Origin of the sequence: Bradyrhizobium sp. CCBAU 21365 (genome assembly GCF_015291305.1) — a bacterium.
GTDB classification, from domain to species: Bacteria; Pseudomonadota; Alphaproteobacteria; order Rhizobiales; family Xanthobacteraceae; genus Bradyrhizobium; species Bradyrhizobium elkanii.
The window spans coordinates 3480289-3500194 of the sequence record NZ_CP030036.1; the positions used below are offsets into that span (position 1 = coordinate 3480289).

16 protein-coding genes and 1 pseudogene are annotated in these 19906 nt (G+C 66.2%); 7 read left to right on the forward strand and 10 right to left on the reverse strand.

The annotated features are described in order from the left end of the window. Window positions 1-76: 76 nt before the first annotated feature. Entirely contained in the window at window positions 77-1495 is a 1419-nt protein-coding gene (locus XI02_RS15835) for a TolC family outer membrane protein (protein WP_018270634.1), read from the reverse strand. A gap of 240 nt (window positions 1496-1735) precedes the next feature. Between XI02_RS15835 and XI02_RS15840 the strand changes: the two are divergent. Further along, window positions 1736-3384 (forward strand): annotated as a pseudogene (locus XI02_RS15840) (acetyl-CoA hydrolase/transferase C-terminal domain-containing protein). Between the two features lie 85 nt (window positions 3385-3469). On the opposite strand, the gene XI02_RS15845 reads toward XI02_RS15840, so the two are convergent. Both XI02_RS15845 and XI02_RS15850 read right to left on the reverse strand, forming a co-directional pair. Beyond that, a complete protein-coding gene (locus XI02_RS15845; RefSeq protein WP_016843234.1) occupies window positions 3470-4249 on the reverse strand; it encodes an enoyl-CoA hydratase in 780 nt (259 codons plus the stop codon). 123 nt (window positions 4250-4372) lie between these two features. Further along, window positions 4373-5041, reverse strand: a complete 669-nt coding sequence (locus tag XI02_RS15850; RefSeq protein WP_172648161.1) for a hypothetical protein — start codon at window positions 5039-5041, stop codon at window positions 4373-4375. Window positions 5042-5368: 327 nt separating this feature from the next. On the opposite strand from XI02_RS15850, the gene XI02_RS15855 reads away from it, so the two are divergent. Both XI02_RS15855 and XI02_RS15860 read left to right on the forward strand, forming a co-directional pair. After that, a complete protein-coding gene (locus XI02_RS15855) occupies window positions 5369-5914 on the forward strand; it encodes a sigma-70 family RNA polymerase sigma factor (protein ID WP_016843232.1) in 546 nt (181 codons plus the stop codon). A 2-nt stretch (window positions 5915-5916) separates the two neighbouring features. Next, window positions 5917-6555, forward strand: coding sequence for an NrsF family protein (locus XI02_RS15860; protein WP_038379498.1), 639 nt, complete (start codon window positions 5917-5919; stop codon window positions 6553-6555). Here XI02_RS15860 and XI02_RS15865 read toward each other — a convergent pair. Together XI02_RS15865 and XI02_RS15870 are read right to left on the reverse strand one after the other, a co-directional pair. Next, window positions 6552-7658 (reverse strand): DUF2336 domain-containing protein, encoded by a 1107-nt coding sequence (locus XI02_RS15865; protein WP_018270638.1) that lies wholly within the window; start codon window positions 7656-7658, stop codon window positions 6552-6554. The two genes, XI02_RS15860 and XI02_RS15865, sit on opposite strands and share 4 nt — an antisense overlap. 59 nt (window positions 7659-7717) lie before the next feature. After that, window positions 7718-8866: a GGDEF domain-containing protein gene (locus XI02_RS15870; RefSeq protein ID WP_172648160.1), complete on the reverse strand. Its 1149-nt coding sequence runs from the start codon at window positions 8864-8866 to the stop codon at window positions 7718-7720. Window positions 8867-9283: 417 nt separating this feature from the next. On the opposite strand from XI02_RS15870, the gene XI02_RS15875 reads away from it, so the two are divergent. From XI02_RS15875 to XI02_RS15890, 4 genes are all read left to right on the forward strand, one after another. Continuing rightward, window positions 9284-9853 carry a sigma-70 family RNA polymerase sigma factor gene (locus XI02_RS15875; RefSeq protein WP_016843228.1) on the forward strand — a complete coding sequence of 190 codons (570 nt, stop codon included), beginning with the start codon at window positions 9284-9286 and terminating at the stop codon, window positions 9851-9853. Then, window positions 9850-10569, forward strand: coding sequence for a hypothetical protein (locus tag XI02_RS15880; RefSeq protein WP_018270640.1), 720 nt, complete (start codon window positions 9850-9852; stop codon window positions 10567-10569). The genes XI02_RS15875 and XI02_RS15880 overlap by 4 nt, the downstream gene beginning before the upstream one ends. 37 nt (window positions 10570-10606) lie before the next feature. Further along, window positions 10607-12292: a S8 family serine peptidase gene (locus XI02_RS15885; protein ID WP_172648159.1), complete on the forward strand. Its 1686-nt coding sequence runs from the start codon at window positions 10607-10609 to the stop codon at window positions 12290-12292. A 553-nt stretch (window positions 12293-12845) separates the two neighbouring features. Then, window positions 12846-13340, forward strand: a complete 495-nt coding sequence (locus XI02_RS15890) for a TIGR03809 family protein (RefSeq protein WP_016843224.1) — start codon at window positions 12846-12848, stop codon at window positions 13338-13340. A 98-nt stretch (window positions 13341-13438) separates the two neighbouring features. Here the strand turns inward: XI02_RS15890 and XI02_RS15895 are convergent, their stop codons facing one another. The 5 genes from XI02_RS15895 to scpA form a co-directional block, all read right to left on the reverse strand. Beyond that, on the reverse strand, window positions 13439-14812 hold the full coding sequence (locus XI02_RS15895; RefSeq protein WP_172648158.1) for a TIGR03808 family TAT-translocated repetitive protein: 1374 nt from the start codon (window positions 14810-14812) through the stop codon (window positions 13439-13441). A 351-nt stretch (window positions 14813-15163) separates the two neighbouring features. Next, window positions 15164-15811: a pyroglutamyl-peptidase I gene (locus XI02_RS15900; RefSeq protein ID WP_172648157.1), complete on the reverse strand. Its 648-nt coding sequence runs from the start codon at window positions 15809-15811 to the stop codon at window positions 15164-15166. Next, entirely contained in the window at window positions 15808-16800 is a 993-nt protein-coding gene (meaB, locus tag XI02_RS15905) for a methylmalonyl Co-A mutase-associated GTPase MeaB (protein ID WP_172648156.1), read from the reverse strand. The genes XI02_RS15900 and meaB overlap by 4 nt, the downstream gene beginning before the upstream one ends. 78 nt (window positions 16801-16878) lie before the next feature. Further along, window positions 16879-17661 carry an RsiV family protein gene (locus tag XI02_RS15910; protein ID WP_172649194.1) on the reverse strand — a complete coding sequence of 261 codons (783 nt, stop codon included), beginning with the start codon at window positions 17659-17661 and terminating at the stop codon, window positions 16879-16881. Window positions 17662-17714: 53 nt separating this feature from the next. Then, entirely contained in the window at window positions 17715-19871 is a 2157-nt protein-coding gene (gene scpA, locus XI02_RS15915) for a methylmalonyl-CoA mutase (RefSeq protein WP_172648155.1), read from the reverse strand. Window positions 19872-19906 lie beyond the last annotated feature (35 nt).

The following is a 19906-nucleotide window of genomic DNA, read 5'->3' on the forward strand; positions in this document are numbered from 1 at the left end:
CCGGCGGAGGCGGAGGTTATCGGCGGTGGGAGCGGGCGGGAAGGGCCAGTTCGCGGAGCGAACGGTTCCACAACACCTATTGCCCCGACGGCGTGCGCAGGCCGTGCCAGGCGTCGCGCACCTGATGGTAGTGCACCTCGGGCAGATAGTCCGGCGTCTTCAGGTTCAGCGTCTTGACGTCGAGCCGCCCGGTCGCGCTGAGCAGCGTGTAGGAGGCGATCACGCGGTCGCGCTGCGCACCGATCAGCCGCGCCCGCGCGGTGATCAGATCCTGCTGCGCGTTGAGCACGTCGACCGTGGTGCGCTGGCCGCCCGCGGCTTCCTTCTGCACGCCGGCGAGCGCAACCTCCGCGGCCTTCATCTCGGACTCCGAGGCCGACACCGCGATCTTGGCGCCCTCATTGGCGACCCACGCGCTGACCACGGCGGTCTTGGCCTGATTGCGGACCCGATCCAGCACCAGCCGGCTCTGCGCCGCGACTTCCTTGGCCTGCCGGGTCTGCGATGCGGCGGTGCCGCCGTCATAGATCGGCTGCGTGACCTGACCGATCACCGAGGCTTGATCGGTGCCGAAGCTGCCGAGCGTGGTGTCGGTGTCGCGGCTGCGGCTGACGCTGCCCTGCACCGAGACATTCGGCATCAGGCTGCTCTCGGCGACGCGGATCGAGGTCGAGGCGACGTCGACGTCGAAGCCTGCCGCGGTGACGGCGGGATGCTCGCGGAGCGAGAGCGCGATCGCATCCTCGCGGCTGCGCGGCAACAGCCGGTCGATGGTCTCGGCCGGACGCAACTGGGATGGCGCAGTGCCGACCACCTGCGCATAGGTAGCCTGGCTGACCGCGTAATTGACCTCGGCGGCGTTGAGGTCGGCGAGGCCGCGGTTGAGCCGCGCCTCGGCCTGGGCGGTATCGGTCGGCGTCACGTCGCCGGCATTGAGGCGCCGTTCGGTGATTGCCCGGGTCTCCTTCAGGAAGGCGACGTTGGCGCGCTGCGCCTCGACCAGGGTCTGGTTGGCCAGCACATTGGTGTAGGCGGTGACGGCGTCGAGCAGCACGCCCTGGCCGACATTGCGCAGGGCCTCGCGGCCGGACTGCACCTGCAACTCGGCGACGCGGACGCTGTTGGTGGTCTTGAAGCCGTTGAACAGGGTCTGCGTCACCGTGACGCCGATCTGCCACGGCTTCAGCGTTGCGGTCTGGATCACATTGCCGGGCAGCTGGTCGCGCACCGCCTGCAGGCCGACCGACAGGCCGGCGATGATCTGGGGACGGTAGCCGGCCAGCGCCTGCGGCACGTTCTCGTCGGTCGCCCGCTGGCGCGCCCGCTCGGCATTGAGTTGCGGATTGGTCTGATACGCCTTGACCAGGGCTTCCGGCAGGCTCTCGGCGCGGGCTTTAGTCTCCGTCAGCAGCGCGCATGCCAGCACGCCAAGGCCGATGCCCGACAAAAGCACGCGCCTCGTAACATCGCCGACCCTCGCGGCACGCTCAACCATGTGATCCCGCAAACCAAAAACCCCGGCAGTGCGCCCCCGCCGCCGCCGACACATCTACCTGTTTACGGGGCGGTGCCGCCACAGACAAACCGCCGCGCGACATCTGCACATCATTTCAGTTCTTGTCTGTTGCCGGTTCGTCACAGGCGCACGTACCGGTCATATGAAGTATAAGTTTGAACCGCCGGCCGTCGATTCAACGATGCCGGTTATCCACCGTCTCCTCCGGGTCCATTGCTGATGCCCATCTTCTCCGACCCCGAGGCGATCGCGGAGCACATCATTCGTGACGTCGGAACCGAACTGGTGGTCGGGCTGCCCTCGGCCTCGGCAAGGCCAACCACATCGTCAACGCGCTGTATGCGCGAGCAGTGGCCGACCGCTCCATCAATCTGACGCTGTTCTCCGCACTGACGCTGGAAAAGCCGAAGCCGAAGAGCCTGCTCGAACGGCGCTTCATCGGACCGATGATCGATCGCCTGTTCGGCGGCTATCCGGATCTCGCCTATGCCGATGCACTGCATCGCGGCGCGTTCCCGCCCAACATCAAGGTGATCGAGTTCTTCTTCCTCGCCGGGCAGTGGCTGCACCAGCCATTCGCGCAACAGTACTACATTTCCGCCAACTACACCCGTGCGGCGTCATACTTGTTGTCGCGCGGACTGAATGTCGTGCCTCAGCTCGTTGCCAAGCGCGTGGTAGACGGCGCGCCGCGCTACAGCCTGAGCTGCAACACCGACACCACGCTCGACGTGCTGCGCGCTCGTGCGCAGGGGCGGGCGTCGTTCAGGCTGATCGGCCAGGTCAATTCCGAGCTGCCGTTCATGCCCGGCGCCGGCGACCTGCCGGCGGATGAATTCGCCGCGGTGCTCGACAGTCCCGAGACCGATTTCCCGCTGTTCGCGCCGCCGTCCGAGCCGATCAGCGACACCAAATATGCGATCGGCTTGCACGCCGCTGGTCTGGTCCGTGACGGCGGCACGTTGCAGATCGGCATCGGGCAGGTCGGCGACGCGCTGGCGCAGGGGCTCGTGGTCCGCCATCGCGACAACGTCCAACTCCACGGCATCATGCAGCAGCAGCTGGCGCGAATCCAGATGATGCCGGTTTCCTTCACCAACGAGATCTTCGGCGACGAGGACGGCAAGCGTCGCGCCCGGGTCGATGCGCGCTTCGTCAACAACGCGATGATGGCGACGCTGCTCGGCGCTGCGATCTCGGATGGTCTGGAGAATGGCCAGGTCGTGAGCGGGGTCGGCGGCCAGTATAATTTTGTAGCGCAGGCATTCGCGCTCGAGGGCGCACGTTCTGTGCTGGCGTTGGAGGCGACCCGTCAGTCCGGCAAGCAGGCGCAGTCGAACATCCGCTGGTCCTATGGACATGAGACCATCCCGCGGCATCTGCGCGATGTCTTTGTCACGGAATATGGCGTCGCCGACGTCAGGGGGAAATCCGATGCCGACGTGATCGCCGCGATGCTGCAGGTCTCGGACTCCCGCTTCCAGAGCGAATTGATGCGGCAAGCCAAGGACGCCGGCAAGCTGCCGCGCAGCCACGAGATTCTCGCGGCGCATCGCGAAAATTATCCCGAGCGCATCGGCGCTGCGCTGAGGCCCGCGCGCGACGCCGGGCTGCCGCCGTCATTCCCGTTCGGCAGCGACTTCACCGATGTCGAGCAGCAGCTGATTCCGGCGCTGCAGCTGTTGCAGCAGGCGCAGCATACGCCGCTGCAACTCGCCGGCCTGCTGTGGCAAGGCATGCGGCATCCGCCCGATGCCGCCGACCGCGAATGCCTGGCGCGGCTCGGTCTCGACAAGCCGACGCATTTCGCCGAGCGCGCCTATCGCGCGCTCGTCACCGCGGCCTTGCAACGGAGCCCGAAGGGCTAAAGCGCGATGAGATCATCACGCTTTAGCCTGTTGTCTGCGCATGATCTTGTCCGGAAAACCGCTTCGCACTTTTCCGGATCATGCTTTAGCGGTTCTTGTTGACCGGCTTGCGCTTCTCGATGAACGCCGCCATGCCCTCGGAGCGATCCTCGAGCGCGAAGGTCGAGTGGAACAGGTTGCGCTCGACATTCATGCCTTCCGCGAGCGGCGTTTCGAACGCTCGGTTGACGGCTTCCTTGGCCATCGCCACCGCCGGACGCGACATCGAGGCGATCTTCTCGGCCGCCGCGAGCGCCTCCTCGAGCAGCTTGTCGGCCGGCACGATCCGCGACACGAGGCCCGAGCGCTCGGCTTCCGCCGCATCCATCATCCGCCCGGTCAGGCAGAGGTCCATCGCCTTCGACTTGCCGATCGCGCGGGTCAGGCGCTGCGTGCCGCCGATGCCGGGAATGGTGCCGAGGGTGATTTCCGGCTGGCCGAACTTGGCGGTGTCGGCGGCGATGATGATGTCGCACATCATCGCGAGCTCGCAGCCGCCGCCGAGCGCATAGCCCGCGACCGCGGCAATGGTCGGCTTGCGGCAACGGGCGACGCGGTCGCCGCCGATGGCGGTGAAGTCGCTGTTGAACATGTCGATGAAGCCCTTCGGCTGCATCTCCTTGATGTCTGCGCCGGCCGCGAAGGCCTTCTCGCTGCCGGTGATCAGGATACAGCCGATCTTGTCGTCGGCCTCGAGATCGTCGACCGCCGCGGCGATCTCGCGGAACACGCCGAACGAGAGCGCATTCAGCATTTTCGGCCGGTTCAGCGTGATGACGCCGACCGGTCCCTTGCTTTCGACGATGATGAATTCGAACGTAGCCATGGACGCAAACCCCGTGCCTGATTTGCCGGGCAATGTGCCCGCTGACGGGATGCGCTTCAAGTGGCTGAAACGAGCTTTGGGCCGCGGTGCGGCGCCCCCCGCGCCGCACCGCGAGCGCCTCCGCTAGGCCATGAACATGCGCGCGGCGGAGGCCACCGTGAGCAGGGCGCCGAAGCCGATGAAGATCTTCCCGATCAGCGAGGTCTGGTCCCAGCTCGCGCTGTCGCTGCTCGCCAGAACCGGGGCGGGCTTGGGTGCCGCCACGGCGACCGGCGGCTGCGCAGGCGGCGCCTCCTGCTGGGCGGTCTGCGGCTGAGCCGGCTGCGGCTGTTCCGCCGGCTGCTCCTGCTGCAGGGCGCGGTCGACGTCGTTGAGCTGGTCGGATGCGACCACATTACCGTCGGACTGATCCGCGGGCTTGTCGGCCGCTGCGATCAACGCATTGGCTTTCACCGGCGTCGCCGCCGCATTGTCGTCGCCGGAGGTCAGCTCTGCATTGGCGTTGGCGACCGTGGCGGGAATGCCTGCCGAGGTGACGCTGCCGGCGTCGCTACTGGTGGCCTTCTTGCTCTCGGATTTATCGGCCGTTTTGGAGGACTGGCGACGCGCATGGCGCCGGCCATGCCGGGGGCTCTGTTGCGCGGACTTGTCGGTCGTTGCGCTGTCGGATTTCGATGCTGATGTGTCCGAACCGGCAGCATGTGCCGGCAGCGGACCGGCGAGACCTACGAAAAGCCCTGTCAGTCCTGTCGCAACCATCAATGCCAAGCGCCCGCTGGCTTTGATCTTCATTTTGATGATCTCCCCATGTCGCCCGCCCAAGGGCGAAAAGAGACCCCGCTGCGTGTCCACACCGGGGCAGAAAAAGGGAATCTTCGGGCATCCGGGGGCAAAAGCTGGGCAATTTCGTCCTAGTGGTCGATCGGGCGAGCAGCAGCACCGATGCTTGTCGGACCGATCGGTGTTATGAGCCGTGACGTCTGGAAACCCGCCGGAGCGATTCTTTGAGGCCGATCCTCGGCGCGGTCATGCCGGAGAATAGATGTCACGAATTCGTGATCGTCTGGCGTGCCGCGTAACGAACTGAAAGATCGGCCGAATTGCAATTCAGGAGCCTGCGTGCGCGAACGTGAGGATGAATGGACCGGCCTGATGCGGTCGGCCATTTCAGGCGATGACGCGGCGTATCATCGCCTGCTCAAGGCCATCACGCCGGTACTCCGTGCCGCGGCGCGCCGCGGCCTGGCGCGCGCGGGACAGCCGGTCGATCAGTCCGAGGACATCGTGCAGGACATCTTGTTGGCGGTGCATTTGAAGCGACAGACCTGGGACACGAGCGCGGCGTTCGCGCCGTGGCTGTTCGCGATCGCACGCAACAAGCTGATCGACGCGCTGCGCCGCCGCGGCAAGCGGATCTTCGTCAACATCGATGATTTCGCCGAGACGCTGCCTGGGGAAACACCGGAACCGACGGCCTTGCCGAGCGAGGTGAGCGCCCAGCTGCAGGCGTTGCCCGCGCGGCAACGCGAGGTGCTGCAATCGATCGCGGTCGAAAGCGCCTCGATCAAGGACACCGCGGCGAAATTCTCGATGACCGAGGGCGCGGTGCGGGTCGCGCTCCATCGCGGGCTTGCCAGCCTTACTGCGAAATTACGGGATCAATGAGCATGGACACCGATCAACTCATTCGAACCCTGGCCGCCGACAATGCCTATCGCGCGCGTCCGGTCGGTCTTGCGCTGATGCTGGCACTGCTGGCGGCGGCGCCAGTCTCGCTCCTGATCTTCTTCGCCGAACTCGGCGTGCGGCCCGACGTGATGAGCGCGATGCGCAATCCGTTCTTCGACCTGAAATTCGCCGTGACGCTGGCGCTCGCCGCCTCGGCGATCGCGGTCAGCCTGCATCTGTCGCGCCCGGAGGCCTCGCTGCGCGGCTTCGGCTGGTGGCTGCTGATTCCCGCCGGCATCCTCGTCGCCGCCATCAGTGGCGAGATGATGATGCCGCAGCGTACGCCGATGATGACGCGGCTGATCGGCAAGAATTCGATGGCCTGCATGACCGCAATCCCCGCGATGTCGCTGCCGCTGCTGGTCGGCGCGCTATACGGGCTGCGGCAGGGCGCGCCGGCGCGGCCGGCGGTCGCCGGCGCGATAGCCGGCTTGCTCTCGGCAGGGCTCGCTGCGACCGTCTACGCGTCGCACTGCACCGATGACTCGCCGCTGTTCGTTGCCACCTGGTACACGCTGGCGACCGCGATCGTCGCGAGCGTCGGCGCGCTGATGGGAAACCGGGCGCTACGCTATTAGGCCGCGGGCGCGGACTGCTGCATGCGATGGAAGCGCAGCACCTGCTGCGCGGTCGACGGCCGCAGCCGTTCATAGGTGTCCTTGCAGGCCTGCAGATCGGTCGGCTCGCCGCCCGAGATGTCGTCGCGCAGGTTGATGATCGCCCGCACCGTCGACCATGACAGGCCCGAGACCTTGGCGAGGATCATGACGCCCTCGGCGCGGGTTTCGATCATCATGTTCTCGGCGACGCTGACCGAGACGTTGGCGAGCGCGGCCAGCGAGGCATTGGTCTCGTCGAACTTGCCGGCCTCGGCGAAGGCTGCGAGCTGGAATTCGTCGAGCCGGCCGTCCTGATAGAGCGACTTGACGAGGGCATGCGCGATCGTGGTGTCCGGCGTCACGGCGGCCGGCGCCGAGCGCGCGCGTCGCGTCGCTTCCTTCACCGCGATCGGAATCTCCTTGGCCTGCTGCGGATTGGCAGCCTCGAGCCGCTGCCTGACCGCGTCCGAGGCCTTGGCGACCAGCTTGAGATAGAGATGCCGCGGGATGTTCGGGCGCAGGCCGACGCAGGTCGACAGATTGTCGTCGCCCTCGGCGCGGCTGACCAGGCGGGTGAAGCCGCGCTCGGTGAACTCCGCGCCGGGATTGTTGACCGCGCTCTGGATCACCTCGTCATTGCCGCGCAGCACCAGCACGTCGGTGACGGCGCCGCTCAGCGTCTTGCGGTTCGAGATCGCGAGCAGATGCGCCTGACTCTTGCTGCGCGCCGTTTCGATCAGGGTATCGTCGTCGAGCCGCGGCGACAGCGTCAGCACGGGGCCCGCGACCTCGATCAGGTCGTCGAAGGCAAGGGTGCGGATGGTCTGCGGCGGCGCGGTGTCGATCGGGGCGAGGCGGTTGGCGAGCAGTGCCTTGGCCGAGCTCTCGATGTGCTCGAGCAGGCATTGGAAAACGTCGTCGAACAGCACGATCTGCTGGTCCGAATAGTTGACCGAGCCGTTGATGAAGAGGTCGGTCACGCGGCGCAGCGTCTCGACACGGCGCGCGACGGTGCCGTGCGCGAGGGTCGTCTGCAACTCGTCGAGCAGACTTTCGGGGGCGGTCTCGGGCTTCGAACTCATGACTCTGTCCTGGAGCGGTGGCGACGGCTTCTCCGGCGCCGGATAGGGAAGCGAAAGGGTTAGGCGCTGGCGATGCGGTTGCGTCCTCTCGCCTTGGCTGCGTAAAGCGCGCCGTCGGCGCGGGCGAGTAACGTGTCGGAGTTTTCGTGCGGCTTGAGCGTCGTGACGCCTGCGGAGATCGTCACCTGCATGCCGGGCGAGAAGGCGCTCCAGTCGAGACCGGCAATGATCGCGCGCAGCCGCTCGAGCGCGCGCATCGCCTGATCTTGCGACAGGTCGGGCAGCACCAGCAGGAATTCCTCGCCGCCGTAACGGCCGAACCGATCGACGCTGCGGAGATTGGCGAACATGCCGATCGCGAAGGTGCGCAGCGCCTCGTCGCCGATCGGATGGCCGTAGACGTCGTTGATGCGCTTGAAATGATCGAGGTCGATCAGCGCGACCGCGCAGGAGCTGCCGTTGCGGGCGCAGCGCGCGATCTCCTCCTCGAGCGTGCGCATGATGCTGCGGCGATTGGAGGTGCCGGTCAGCTCGTCGAGCTCGGCGAGCTCCTCGATGCGCCGGTAGGCCTCCTTCAGCTTCACGCCGCTCTGATACAGCGATTGCTGCATCGAGCTCGAGAAGATGCCGAGATACATGCAGCGCCCGATCGTCAGCGCGAACACCAGCATGGTGGCGAGGCGATCGATCCGGGTCGCGGTCGGCATCCCGATCGCCTTGTCGGTGCCGAGGAACAGCACGGCGAGGCCCAGCACCATGACGGTCCAGACGATCGCGGTCTGCCGCGCCGAGGTGCGCAGCGCACCGAAGCCGAACACCACGAACAGATTGCAGAGGAACAGCACGCCGACTTCCGGCGCGATGTAGGTGAACACCAGCAGGTTCACCATGTTGATCGCCGATTGCGGCGCGACCAGATAGTGGTCGCGGAAGCGCTCGTGAAAGCCGCGCTCGGAGAGCACCACATAGACGGCGACCAAACAGAGGCCGGTCAGCGCGTAGCCCGCCGCCACCCAGACGGACGTAGTGCCGGCATGCGTGTAGATCAGCAGCACAACGGCATCGAGCACGAAGCAGGCCGCGATCATCGACTGGATCTGGCGGCGCTGCTTGGCCCGTCGCGCCAGACGCTCGGCCGTCAGCCTGGAACGGCCGCTTTCCGATGCGCCCGCGATCGGGCCGGGAAGTGACGACGCAGCGCTGCCCATGGTCCCGCCATTGGTGAAATCCGGCGAAAATCTACGTGGGAAAGCCTTTAGGTTTGGTATCTTTTGGAACCGAATCTACCCGGTGTAACCCTGTCATCGCCCTTGTTTCGTAAGGGGAATCCGTTCGCCGAGGCGGGACGGGGAGCGATGGTCCGCAAGCCTGCGCCGTGGCGGACTTCGTGACGGTGCTGGCGTGCCGATAAAGCCTTGGTATGGTCGCGCCGGATGGCGCCTGTCCGCGAGAGCTCTCACTATTATGATACCGGTTATCGAGTCTCGGCCGATTTTTCCTCATTTGAATCGCCGACTGTGGCATAGATCACACATGCAGTGCGGACATTGCCGTAATGTGAAGAATCTTGGCTCTCGCGTCGAACCACGCACCGCCCCCTTCAGACCAACTTTGCGAGACGGCCATTGAGCGCGACACAGGCGGCTTCAGACGACGTTCTGATCGCTCGGATCGCTCAAGGCGACCGGCTTGCCATGCAGGTGCTGTACGGGCGGCACCATGTCAGGGTGTACCGCTTCGGGCTTCGGCTCGTGCGGGACGAACAGGTGGCGGAAGATCTTATCAGCGAGGTCTTCCTGGACGTGTGGCGTCAGGCGGGCAAGTTTGAGGGACGATCCGCCGTTTCGACCTGGCTTCTGGCGATTACCCGGTTCAAGGCGTTGTCTTCGCTGCGGCGGAGGAAGGACGCTGAATTGGACGATGAGGCCGCTAACGCGATCGAGGACACGTCCGACGATCCGGAAACGGTAGTGCAGAAGAAGGACACCGGTGACACGCTGCGTAGGTGCCTGACGGGACTATCGGCGGAACATCGGGAAATTGTCGATCTTGTCTACTATCACGAGAAATCCGTGGAAGATGTCGCTGAGATCGTGGGGATTCCGGAGAATACCGTGAAGACGCGCCTGTTCTATGCGCGCAAGAAACTTGCCGAGTTGCTGAAGGCAGCCGGTGTCGAGCGAGGTTGGCCATGATGGCTGCGAGAAAAAAGGTGCAAGAGCCCGACGATATCGAGATGTTGCTGCCCTGGCACGCGGCCGGCACGTTGAACGCGCGTGACACGCGCCGCGTCGAGGACGCGCTTGCGCGCGATCCGGAGCTTGCCCGGCAATATGCCGTCATTCGCGAGGAATATGCCGAGACCATCGGCCTCAACGAGAGCCTCGGTGCGCCCTCGGCGCGCGCGATGCAGAAGCTGTTCGCCGCGATCGATGCCGAGCCGGAGCACAAGCCGTCGATGGGTGCGCGCATGTCGGCCTCCGTCTCGGAGTTCTTTTCGAAATTGTCGCCGCGGACGCTGGCCTGGTCGTCCGGCCTCGGCGCGGTCGTGGTGTTGTTGCAGGCAGGCGTGATCGGCACGGTGCTGATGCGCAGCCAGCCGGCTTTGTTCGAGACCGCCTCGCTCGATGTCGCCGAGCGCAGTGCGCCGGTCGCGCCCAGCGCGCCGATCACCCGCGACCTCGGCGCCAGCGTGGCGGCGACGCCGACCCGGCTGCTGGTGCGCTTCACACCCGATGCCAGGATCGCCGACATCACGTCGCTGCTCGACAATTACCAGGCCTCGATCCTCGACGGGAAGGGCGGGATGTTCCGGTTGCAGTTCCGCGCAATGGACAAGGGCAGCGTCGCTGCGCTGATTGCGCGCTTGCAGAAGGAGAAGATCGTCAGCCTCGCGGTCGAAACGCCGTAATCGGCGGCTGACGGTTCTGCGCCGAATTGAGGTCACCATGGCCGCCAACGGCCGGACCAGATTGACGAACCACGCGATCGCCGCGGCCGCAGCCTTGTTGCTGGTCTGTGTTGCCGGCTCCGCCTCCGCCCAGAATTTCATGCGATCGCCGACCGGTGGCGCGCCACAGGTCTCGCTTGGGCAGCGGGCCAATCCCGGTATGGGCCGTGTTGGCGGCAATCCCGTCGGCGAGTTCGGCGGCACGGTTGGCCGCGTGCCGCCGTCGGCGGACCGCGGCCCGGCCGCGTCGTGGACCGGCGATGCGCCGCGATCGCGCCTGCCGCCGCCCCCTGTGCGCCCTGCGCCCCGTATCTCCGCCAGCTGCGACGACGGCGATCGCGGCCAATGTTTCGACCGGCCGGTCGCCGTCCACGGTGGTGGCAAAGGCGCAGCGCGGAAGGGCAGGGCCGGCGGTGGCGGCAGTTTGCGTGCGCAGGATGCGTCGAGCGTGCGAAACGTGCCGAATGAGCTCGTGGCCGAAATCGATGGCGCCTTGACGGAGGCGGAGGCCGATGCACTCGCGCGCCGTCATGGGCTGAGGCGGATCGCCTCGCAGAATGTCGCGCTGCTGGGTGCGACGGTCGGCCTGTTCCGCATCTCGGGCAATCGTTCGGTCGAGGTCGTGAGCCGCGAGCTCGCAAGCGATGCCGGCGTCCGCTCCGTGCAGCCGAACTACCGTTACGCGCTGCAGGACCAGAAGGCGTCGGGCGGCAGCGATCCGGCGCAATATGCCCAGACACAGCTGCATCTGCCCGCGGCCCACAAGCTGGCGCGCGGAATGAATGTCACCCTTGCCGTGATCGACTCCGGTGTCGATGCCGCTCATCCGGAGCTGGCGAACACGGTCGCGGATACGTTCGATGCGCTTGGCAGCAAGGATGGCCCGCAAGCCCACGGCACCGCCATTGCCGGCGCGATTGCGGCGCGCGTCAGGCTGACGGGGAGCGCGCCGGAAGTGCGGATCCTGGCGATCCGCGCCTTCGGTGCGGTCGCAGGCGGCGCCGGGAGCACCTCCTATGTGATCCTCAGAAGCCTCGACTACGCAGTGGCGCACGGCGCGCAGATCGTGAACATGAGCTTCGCCGGACCGCGGGACGCACTGGTCGGGCGCGCGGTGGCCGCCGCCGCGGCGAGGGACGTCGTGCTGGTCGCCGCCGCCGGCAATGCCGGCGCGACATCGCCGCCGCTGTATCCGGCCGCCAATCCCGCTGTGATCGCAGTGAGCGGCACCGATGCCGGCGACCGGCTGATGGCGGCCTCGAACCGCGGCAGCCATATCGCGTTGGCGGCCCCGGGCGCCGACCTCCTCGTGCCGGTGCCAGACGGCAAGTACCAGCTGATGTCGGGCACCTCGTTTTCGGCCGCGTTCGTCAGCGGCATCGCGGCCTTGGTGCTGGAACGCAATCCGGCATTGAAGCCCGTCGAGGTGCGACGGATCCTGACCAGCACGGCGCGCGATCTCGGGACGCCGGGACGTGACGATCTGTTCGGTGCGGGGGCAGCGGATGCGCTTGCCGCGGTGATGGCGGCGACCGGTGCTCCCGTCGCCTCTGCCGCGGACAAACCGTCGCAGCCTGCACAGCAGGCCGACGGCAATAACACTTCCGTGAGCCGCACGTCGAATGAACCCGCGCCATCGATCGCATCGGAGGATTCCGCTGCAAATCGCCGTGCTGCGCAGTGATTTTCGACGCTGAACGCCTGCAACGGTGCGATGGAACCGCGGCGCGAGAAGGTTAAAAAAATTGCCGGCGATTTGAACGTCCGCCTTCCTCTCACGACTTATGTGTGTGGGAGCGGTTTATCCCTCCCCGGCTATATCAGGCGCGAGCGCCCATCCACCCCAAGCGCCCATATGGCTTTGACCCGTCCGGTTGTCCCCCCGGACGGGTCTTTCATTTTTGGGGCCCCCTTGCATGACGGGCTTGACCGTGCGCGGCGCGATGGCGCCGACCGATCGCGCGGGATGGACATATGCGCGAAGGCTGCGACGGTTTGCTGTGGATCATTCCGCTGTGCGTTGCCTGCGAGCGGTGCGCATCGCCACCATGGCAGTCCATGACTTGACGGCAGTTCGAGCGAGAAACTCCGTAGTCGAGCGGACTTCTTCGATCGCCCGTTCGCGATTAAGAATTTAGTTAGACTTTATTTACCTTTTCCACAGAATATCGGCGTCACGTCCAGTTGATTCGGTTCGGTTGCGTCTGCGTCCGTTTCTTTTCCTGCGGGCAACTTGAATGACACATCGGACCGACGTGGCCAGAGGCCAGGAGATCGTTGCACGCTGGTGCAACCTCGCCGAGCAAAGGCTGGAGCACCTTACCGAACTGTTCGAGACCGGGCGCTGGCGCCGCTATCACAGCGAGCAGGCTTTTCTCGAGAACATCAGGGAAGCCCGCGCCGCGGTCGACATCTGGCGCGAATTGCTGTCGCGCGAAGCCTCGCTCGACAATTCGCCGATCGATCTGTCCTGGCTCGGCCGCGGCAGGTCGAAACTGCCGCCGCGCGATATCTCGCCAGTGCCGGAGCGGCGGTCGGAGGCCGCGACATTGGCGGAGGCCGCCATGACCGCGGTCGCGGCCGCGCTGGAGACGGCGACGGAAGTGCTGGAGCAGCCGCTCACCGTGGCCGACGCGCCGCCGCTGGAGATGCCCCCTCCGGCGGTGCGGCCGCCGGTGCTCGATCTCGACACCATCCAGCGGCGCTATCCGCTGCTGCGCAACGCGCTGTAGGCGACCGCTCTCGCTTATTTTTTGAGCATGATCCCCGCGCAAACGCGTTCCGCGTTGGTCGCGAGGGAAAACCGCTTCGCGCTTGTCCGGATCATGCGCTAGCGCCGCACCGCGTTCGCGCCGACCACGAGCTGCGCATATTGCTGGGCGCCGCCGGCCGACAGGTCCGGCGTGACCGGGCGGGCGTGGTCGAGCCCGACCACCGCGCCGCGCGGGGTTTCCGAGATCATGTTGTTGTTGATCAGCGCGGTGCCGGCGCCTGGCACCACCGAGACGCCGATGCCGACGAAGGCATTGCGGACCACGTTGCCCGATATCGCGACGTCGCGCAGGTACTTGCCCCAGCCGGCGACAATGCCGAAGGTCGGCGCGTTCTCGATCACATTGCCGGTCACGGTGCTGTCGGCCTCGACATAGATGCCAATGCCGGCGCCGTCGTTCGGATCGGTGCCTGCAGGGCGCTTCGGCAACAGGTTGCGGATGATGTTGCCCTGGACCACCGCGATGCGGCCGCCCTCGTTGAAATTGCACACGGAGACGCCGATCGCGGCGCCGTCAACCGTGTTGTTGGCGATCACCGCGGCCTCGAACGAGAACTCCGAATACAGCGCCACCTCGCGGACATTGCTGACGCTGTTGTCGGTGATGTGGATGTTCGAGGCCGAGTTGCCGCGCACCGCCGAGAAGTCGCAGTTCTTGATGCGGTTGCCGCGCACAATCACGTTGCCGGCGCGGAAGGCGTTGATGGCGTTGCCGTACTGCCCGGAGCCGCCGGGGCCGGCCTTGATGTCCTCGATGCGGTTGTCGGCGACGATCGAGCCGTCGTCGCCGATCGCGGTGCGCAGGATCTCGATGCCGTTGTCGTTGGTGCCCTTGATGGTGTTGCGCGACACCATCAGGCCGAGCGCGTCGAACGACACCAGCGCCGTGGTCGCGATCTCGGTGAACACGTTGTTGCTGACGTCGCCCGACATCTGCTCGAACCAGATGCCGTTGCCGCCGCTGCCGGTGAAGCGGCAATCGGTGATGCGGATGTCGCGGCCGGACAGGCAATGCACGAGGCCGCGCCGGTTCGGCAGCGGAATGTTGCCGCCGTCGAAGGTGAGGCCCATCAGGACGATGCCGCCGGCACCTTCGCCTTCCAGCAGCGAAGCGCCGCCGTTGAACACCAGACGGCTGGCGCCGCGCACGCCGATCAGCTGGCTGCCGGGGGCAAGCCGCAACAGGCCGGTGCGGTAGACGCCGGGCGGGAAGGCGAGCGGCACCTGCGCCCGCGCGGCGTCGTCGATCGCGCGCTGCAGATTGCGGGTCTGGTCGTCGGGGCTGCCGGGGCGCACGCCATATTGCGTGACGTCGCGGCCGAGCGTGCCGGCCGATGGCGCGGCGGCACGCGCAGCGTCAGGCGACATCGCAAGCGCGCCGGCTGCGCCGGCGGCGGTTGCTCCGATCAGATGGCGGCGGTTGACGTCCATGGGCAAGGCCCTCGCAACATTCGCGAGCGGTGACGTTCGCGGGTCGAGTGGTAGCGCGAAATGCGGCGCGGCATGGTGAACACGCCGACGCAGCGGGGCGATTGTTGGCGGTAGGGTTAATCGCGGGTGCAACCGATTCACGTTGTCAAACAGTCGTTCCTCGGTGTCATCACGCGCGCAACAATGATCTTTCGTGGTTATGGATCCCGGCCTTCGCCGGGACGACACCAAATGGCCGTTGCAGACCTCGTCATTCGATCCAATTTTAGCATTTGCTGGAGTCTACGGGTGACGCGTGAGTTGGAGGATGCCAACTAGGGGCGTGTACTTGGCACCGCCCAATCCGCAGGCTCACGCGCGCGCGGCCTGCCGGGTCAGTTTCACCAGCTCCATCAGCATGGCCTCGCCGGCATCGACGAGCGCTTCCAGCGTGATCGATGATTTGCCAGGCGCGGCCGTTCCGTCATGGGCGAGCGGCGGAACGTGAATGAACTGCGCGAGGCGCAGATCATTGTCGCGGTTCACGGCCTCGATCGCCCGCCAGCTCAGATAGTTGCAGAGATAGCTGCCGGCGTCGCGCGAGGCTCGCGCGTCGATCCCGGTCGCCAGTGCGGCGCGCAGTAATTTTTCAGTATGAGGCCCGAACACCTGCGCATCGGCGCCGCCCTCGATCGATCCTTTCCGGGCATGCTGGCGGCCGGCGTCGGGGAAGCGCGTGGTCACCGCATTGCGGGCGCGGCTTTCGATCCGCAGATAGTCGGTGCGGCCGGCGAGGCCGAACATCAAGAGCGCCTGCGGGCGGTGTTTTGCGATCAGCTCCGGCAATTCCCGATCGACGGCGGCGTAGGTGACGTCGAAGATGTGGCTCGACAGCGCGATGTCATCGAAGGCCGGGCGGCGCAGGGCGGTCAGCCGCTTCACCAATGGCATGGTCGGGTTGAACGGCGCACCCGGAAACGGCCCGAAGCCGGTGACGAGGATGCGCAGCCTGCCGCTCAATGCAGCATCTCCGCGATCTGTTCGGCGGCGACCGCGGGCGAGATGCGGCCGGCCGCGACCTCGGCCTCCATCTTCTTCACCCTGGCGCGGATCGCGGCATCCGACCGCAGCCGCGCCATCATCCGGCTCTCCAGCATCGACCACATCCACTTCACCTGCTGTTCCCTGCGGCGGCCGGCGAACTCGCCCGAGGCATTCATCGCGGTGCGGTGGTCGAGGATCTTCTGCCAGAGCCGGTCGAGCCCCGCGCCGGTCAGGGCCGAATAGGTCTCCACCGGCGGATGCCAGTGCTCGGAGCGCGGCGCGAGGATGTGCAGCGCGCTGCGATAGTCGGCGGCGGCGAGGTTGGCGCGCTTGAGGTTGTCGCCGTCGGCCTTGTTGATCGCGATCATGTCGGCGAGCTCGACGAGGCCCTTCTTGATGCCCTGCAGCTCGTCGCCGGCACCCGGCAGCATCAGCGCCAGGAAGAAGTCCGTCATATCGCAGACCGCGGTCTCGGATTGGCCGATGCCGACGGTCTCGACCAGCACGACGTCGAAGCCGGCGGCCTCGCAGAGCAGCATCGCCTCGCGGGTCTTTGCCGCGACGCCGCCGAGCGTGCCCGAGGAGGGCGAGGGGCGGATGAAGGCCTGGTCGGAGACGGCGAGCCGCGCCATCCGGGTCTTGTCGCCGAGGATCGAGCCGCCGGTGCGCGCCGAGGACGGATCGACCGCCAGCACTGCGACCTTGTGGCCGCGCTCGATCAGGAACATGCCGAGCGCATCGATCGTGGTCGACTTGCCGACGCCGGGCGAGCCGGTGATGCCGACCCGCACCGCCTTGCCGGTGTCGGGCAATAGCGTCTGCACCAGCTCGCGCGCTGCCGCCTGGTGATCGCCGCGCCGGCTCTCGACCAGCGTGATCGCCCGCGCCAGCGCGGCGCGGTGGCCGGCGCGGAGCTCCTTGGCGAGGGCGCTTATGTCGGGAGAGGTGGGCTTCGAGGCGGTCATGGTCTTGGTTTACAACGGCTGGGCCATGGCAGGCGAGAGGAACGCGGATCAGTGCCGGCGCGGCCTGTTGATGAAGCACTATTGCCGATCGTCGGTGTCGGCCTTCGGCCGCGCGCCGCCGAAGATATTCGCGCCTTCCGCCGTCAGATACGGCTTCAGCGTCTCCCAGGGCACGAAGACGACATACTGGCCTTCGGCGTAGGGGCCGACGGCATAGGGCGGGTAGTGGAAGGTGAGGCCGGAACTCTTGCCTGATACGGTCGACGGCGCCAGCGTCACGGCGCCGATCTTGAGCAGGGTCGGCTTCAACTCCTTGTACCATTCGGTGGTCGCCGTCTCGCCGGCGCCGCGCCGCTTCTTCTCGGTGTTCAGCGCGGCGATGACGGCCTTGCGCATCGCTGTCAGGGTCGGGCCGTTGTCCGCTGTCTCGGTGAAGAAGGGACGGATGCTGATGCGCTTCTTCGCCGTCGTGTCCCACAGGATGGTGTTGACGTCGGAGTTCGGATGCGCGCCGTGGGTGTCCATGTAATCGTCGCGCAGCACGCTCACATAGCGGCCGTCGACGACGGAGCGCTCGGAGTATTTGCGTTCGAAAGAGTAGACGCCACGATCCTTGAAGAGGTCAGGCTCCTGCTTGCGATCGGCCGCAGCCTCGGCGGCATTCTTGTCGATCCACTTCCTGCCTTCGGCGAGGCAATCGGCCGCCAGCGCGTTATCTGCCTTGATCTTGTCGTCGAGATAGACACTCGCCTCGATGCTCGCGTTCTTGATCGTGGCGTCAGGCTTTGGATCGGCGGCGCGTGCCGGAAGCCAGAGGAAGGCCAGCACGCCGGCAAGACCCATGATGCGGACAGGCGTCATCGAGCGAGCGGCGCGCATGGAAAGCTCCTGAAAGGAGAGGGGATGCGGCAGTGCTACTCCGCCGCTGCGCTATGGCCGAGCCGGGCGTTGAGCTTGTGGATCAGCTCCTCGGCGGCATCCGAGATCACCGTGCCCGGCGGGAAGATCGCCTCGGCACCGGCGGCATACAGCGCGTCGTAATCCTGCGGCGGCACCACGCCGCCGATGATGATCATGATGTCCTCGCGGCCGTGCTTCTTCAGCGCCGCCTTCAATTCCGGCACCGCGGTGAGATGCGCCGCGGCAAGCGAGGAGACGCCGAGGATGTGGACGTCGTTCTCAACCGCTTGCCGCGCGGCTTCGTCGGCGGTCGCGAACAGCGGTCCGATATCGACGTCGAAGCCGACATCGGCGAACGCCGATGCGATCACCTTCTGGCCGCGGTCATGGCCGTCCTGGCCGATTTTTGCTACCAGGATGCGCGGGCGGCGGCCTTCGGCCTCCTCGAATGCATCGATCAGCGCCTGCACCTTTTCGACCTTATTGGACATCGCCGCTGCCTCTCGCTTGTAGACGCCGGTGATGGACTTGATCTCGGCGCGGTGGCGGCCGAACACCTTTTCCATGGCGTCCGAAATCTCGCCGACGGTGGCTTTGGCGCGCGCGGCGTCGATGGCGAGCGCTAGCAGATTGCCGTTGCCTTCGCCCGCCGAGCGCGTGAGCGCGGCGAGCGCCGCATCGACGTCCTTCTGGTTGCGCTCCTTCTTGAGCCGCGCCAGCTTGTCGATTTGCAGCCGCCGCACGGTGGAGTTCTCCACCTTGAGCACGTCGATCGCCTTCTCGTTCTCCGGCTTGAACTTGTTGACGCCGATCACCGCCTGCCGGCCGGCATCGATCCGCGCCTGGGTCTTGGCGGAAGCTTCCTCGATCCTGAGCTTCGGCACGCCAGCCTCGATCGCCTTGGCCATGCCGCCGAGCGCCTCGACCTCCTGGATGTGCCCCCAGGCCTTCTGCGCGAGATCGCGGGTCAGCCGCTCGACATAATAGGAGCCGCCCCAGGGATCGATGATGCGGTTGGTGCCGCTCTCCTGCTGCAGGAACAATTGGGTGTTGCGGGCGATGCGCGCCGAGAAGTCGGTCGGCAGCGCCAGCGCCTCGTCGAGCGCGTTGGTGTGCAGCGACTGGGTGTGGCCTTGCGTTGCCGCCATCGCCTCGATCGTGGTGCGCATCACGTTGTTGAACACATCCTGCGCGGTCAGCGACCAGCCCGAGGTCTGGCAATGCGTGCGCAGCGACAGCGAGCGCGGGTCCTTCGGGTTGAACTGCCTCAGCAGCTTGGCCCAGAGCAGCCGCGCGGCGCGCATCTTGGCGACTTCCATGAAGAAGTTCATGCCGATCGCCCAGAAGAACGACAGCCGCGGCGCAAAGCGATCGACGTCGAGGCCCGCGGCAAGCCCGGCGCGCAGATATTCGACGCCGTCGGCCAGCGTATAGGCGAGCTCGAGGTCCTGCGTCGCGCCGGCCTCCTGCATGTGGTAGCCGGAAATGGAAATGGAGTTGTATTTCGGCATCCGCTGCGAGGTGTAGGCGAAGATGTCGGAGATGATCCGCATCGAGGGCGCGGGCGGATAGATATAGGTGTTGCGCACCATGAACTCTTTCAGAATATCGTTCTGAATGGTGCCCGACAGTTTCTCCGGCGGCACGCCCTGTTCCTCGGCGGCGGCGACGAACAGCGCGAGGATCGGCAGCACCGCGCCGTTCATGGTCATCGACACGCTCATCTGGTCGAGCGGGATGCCGGCGAACAGCGTGCGCATGTCGTAGATGGAATCGATCGCGACGCCGGCCATGCCGACGTCGCCGGAGACGCGCGGATGATCCGAGTCATAGCCGCGGTGGGTGGCGAGGTCGAACGCGACCGAGAGGCCCTTCTGCCCCGCGGCGAGGTTACGGCGGTAGAACGCGTTGGAATCCTCCGCCGTGGAGAAGCCGGCATATTGCCGGATGGTCCAGGGCTGGTTGACATACATGGTCGGGTAGGGGCCGCGCAGATAGGGCGCGATGCCCGGCCAGGTCTCGAGGAAGTCGATGCCTTCGAGATCGGCCTCGCCGTAGACGGATTTGACCGGGATGCCCTCGGGCGTCAGCCACGGCTCGGCGCTCGCAGCCGGGGCCGTGGTGGCAACGGGCTGGAAGGCGACATCGGCGAAATCGGGAATGCGGGTCATTCCTGGGCTTCCTCAAACTGGCGATTGCATTCGAT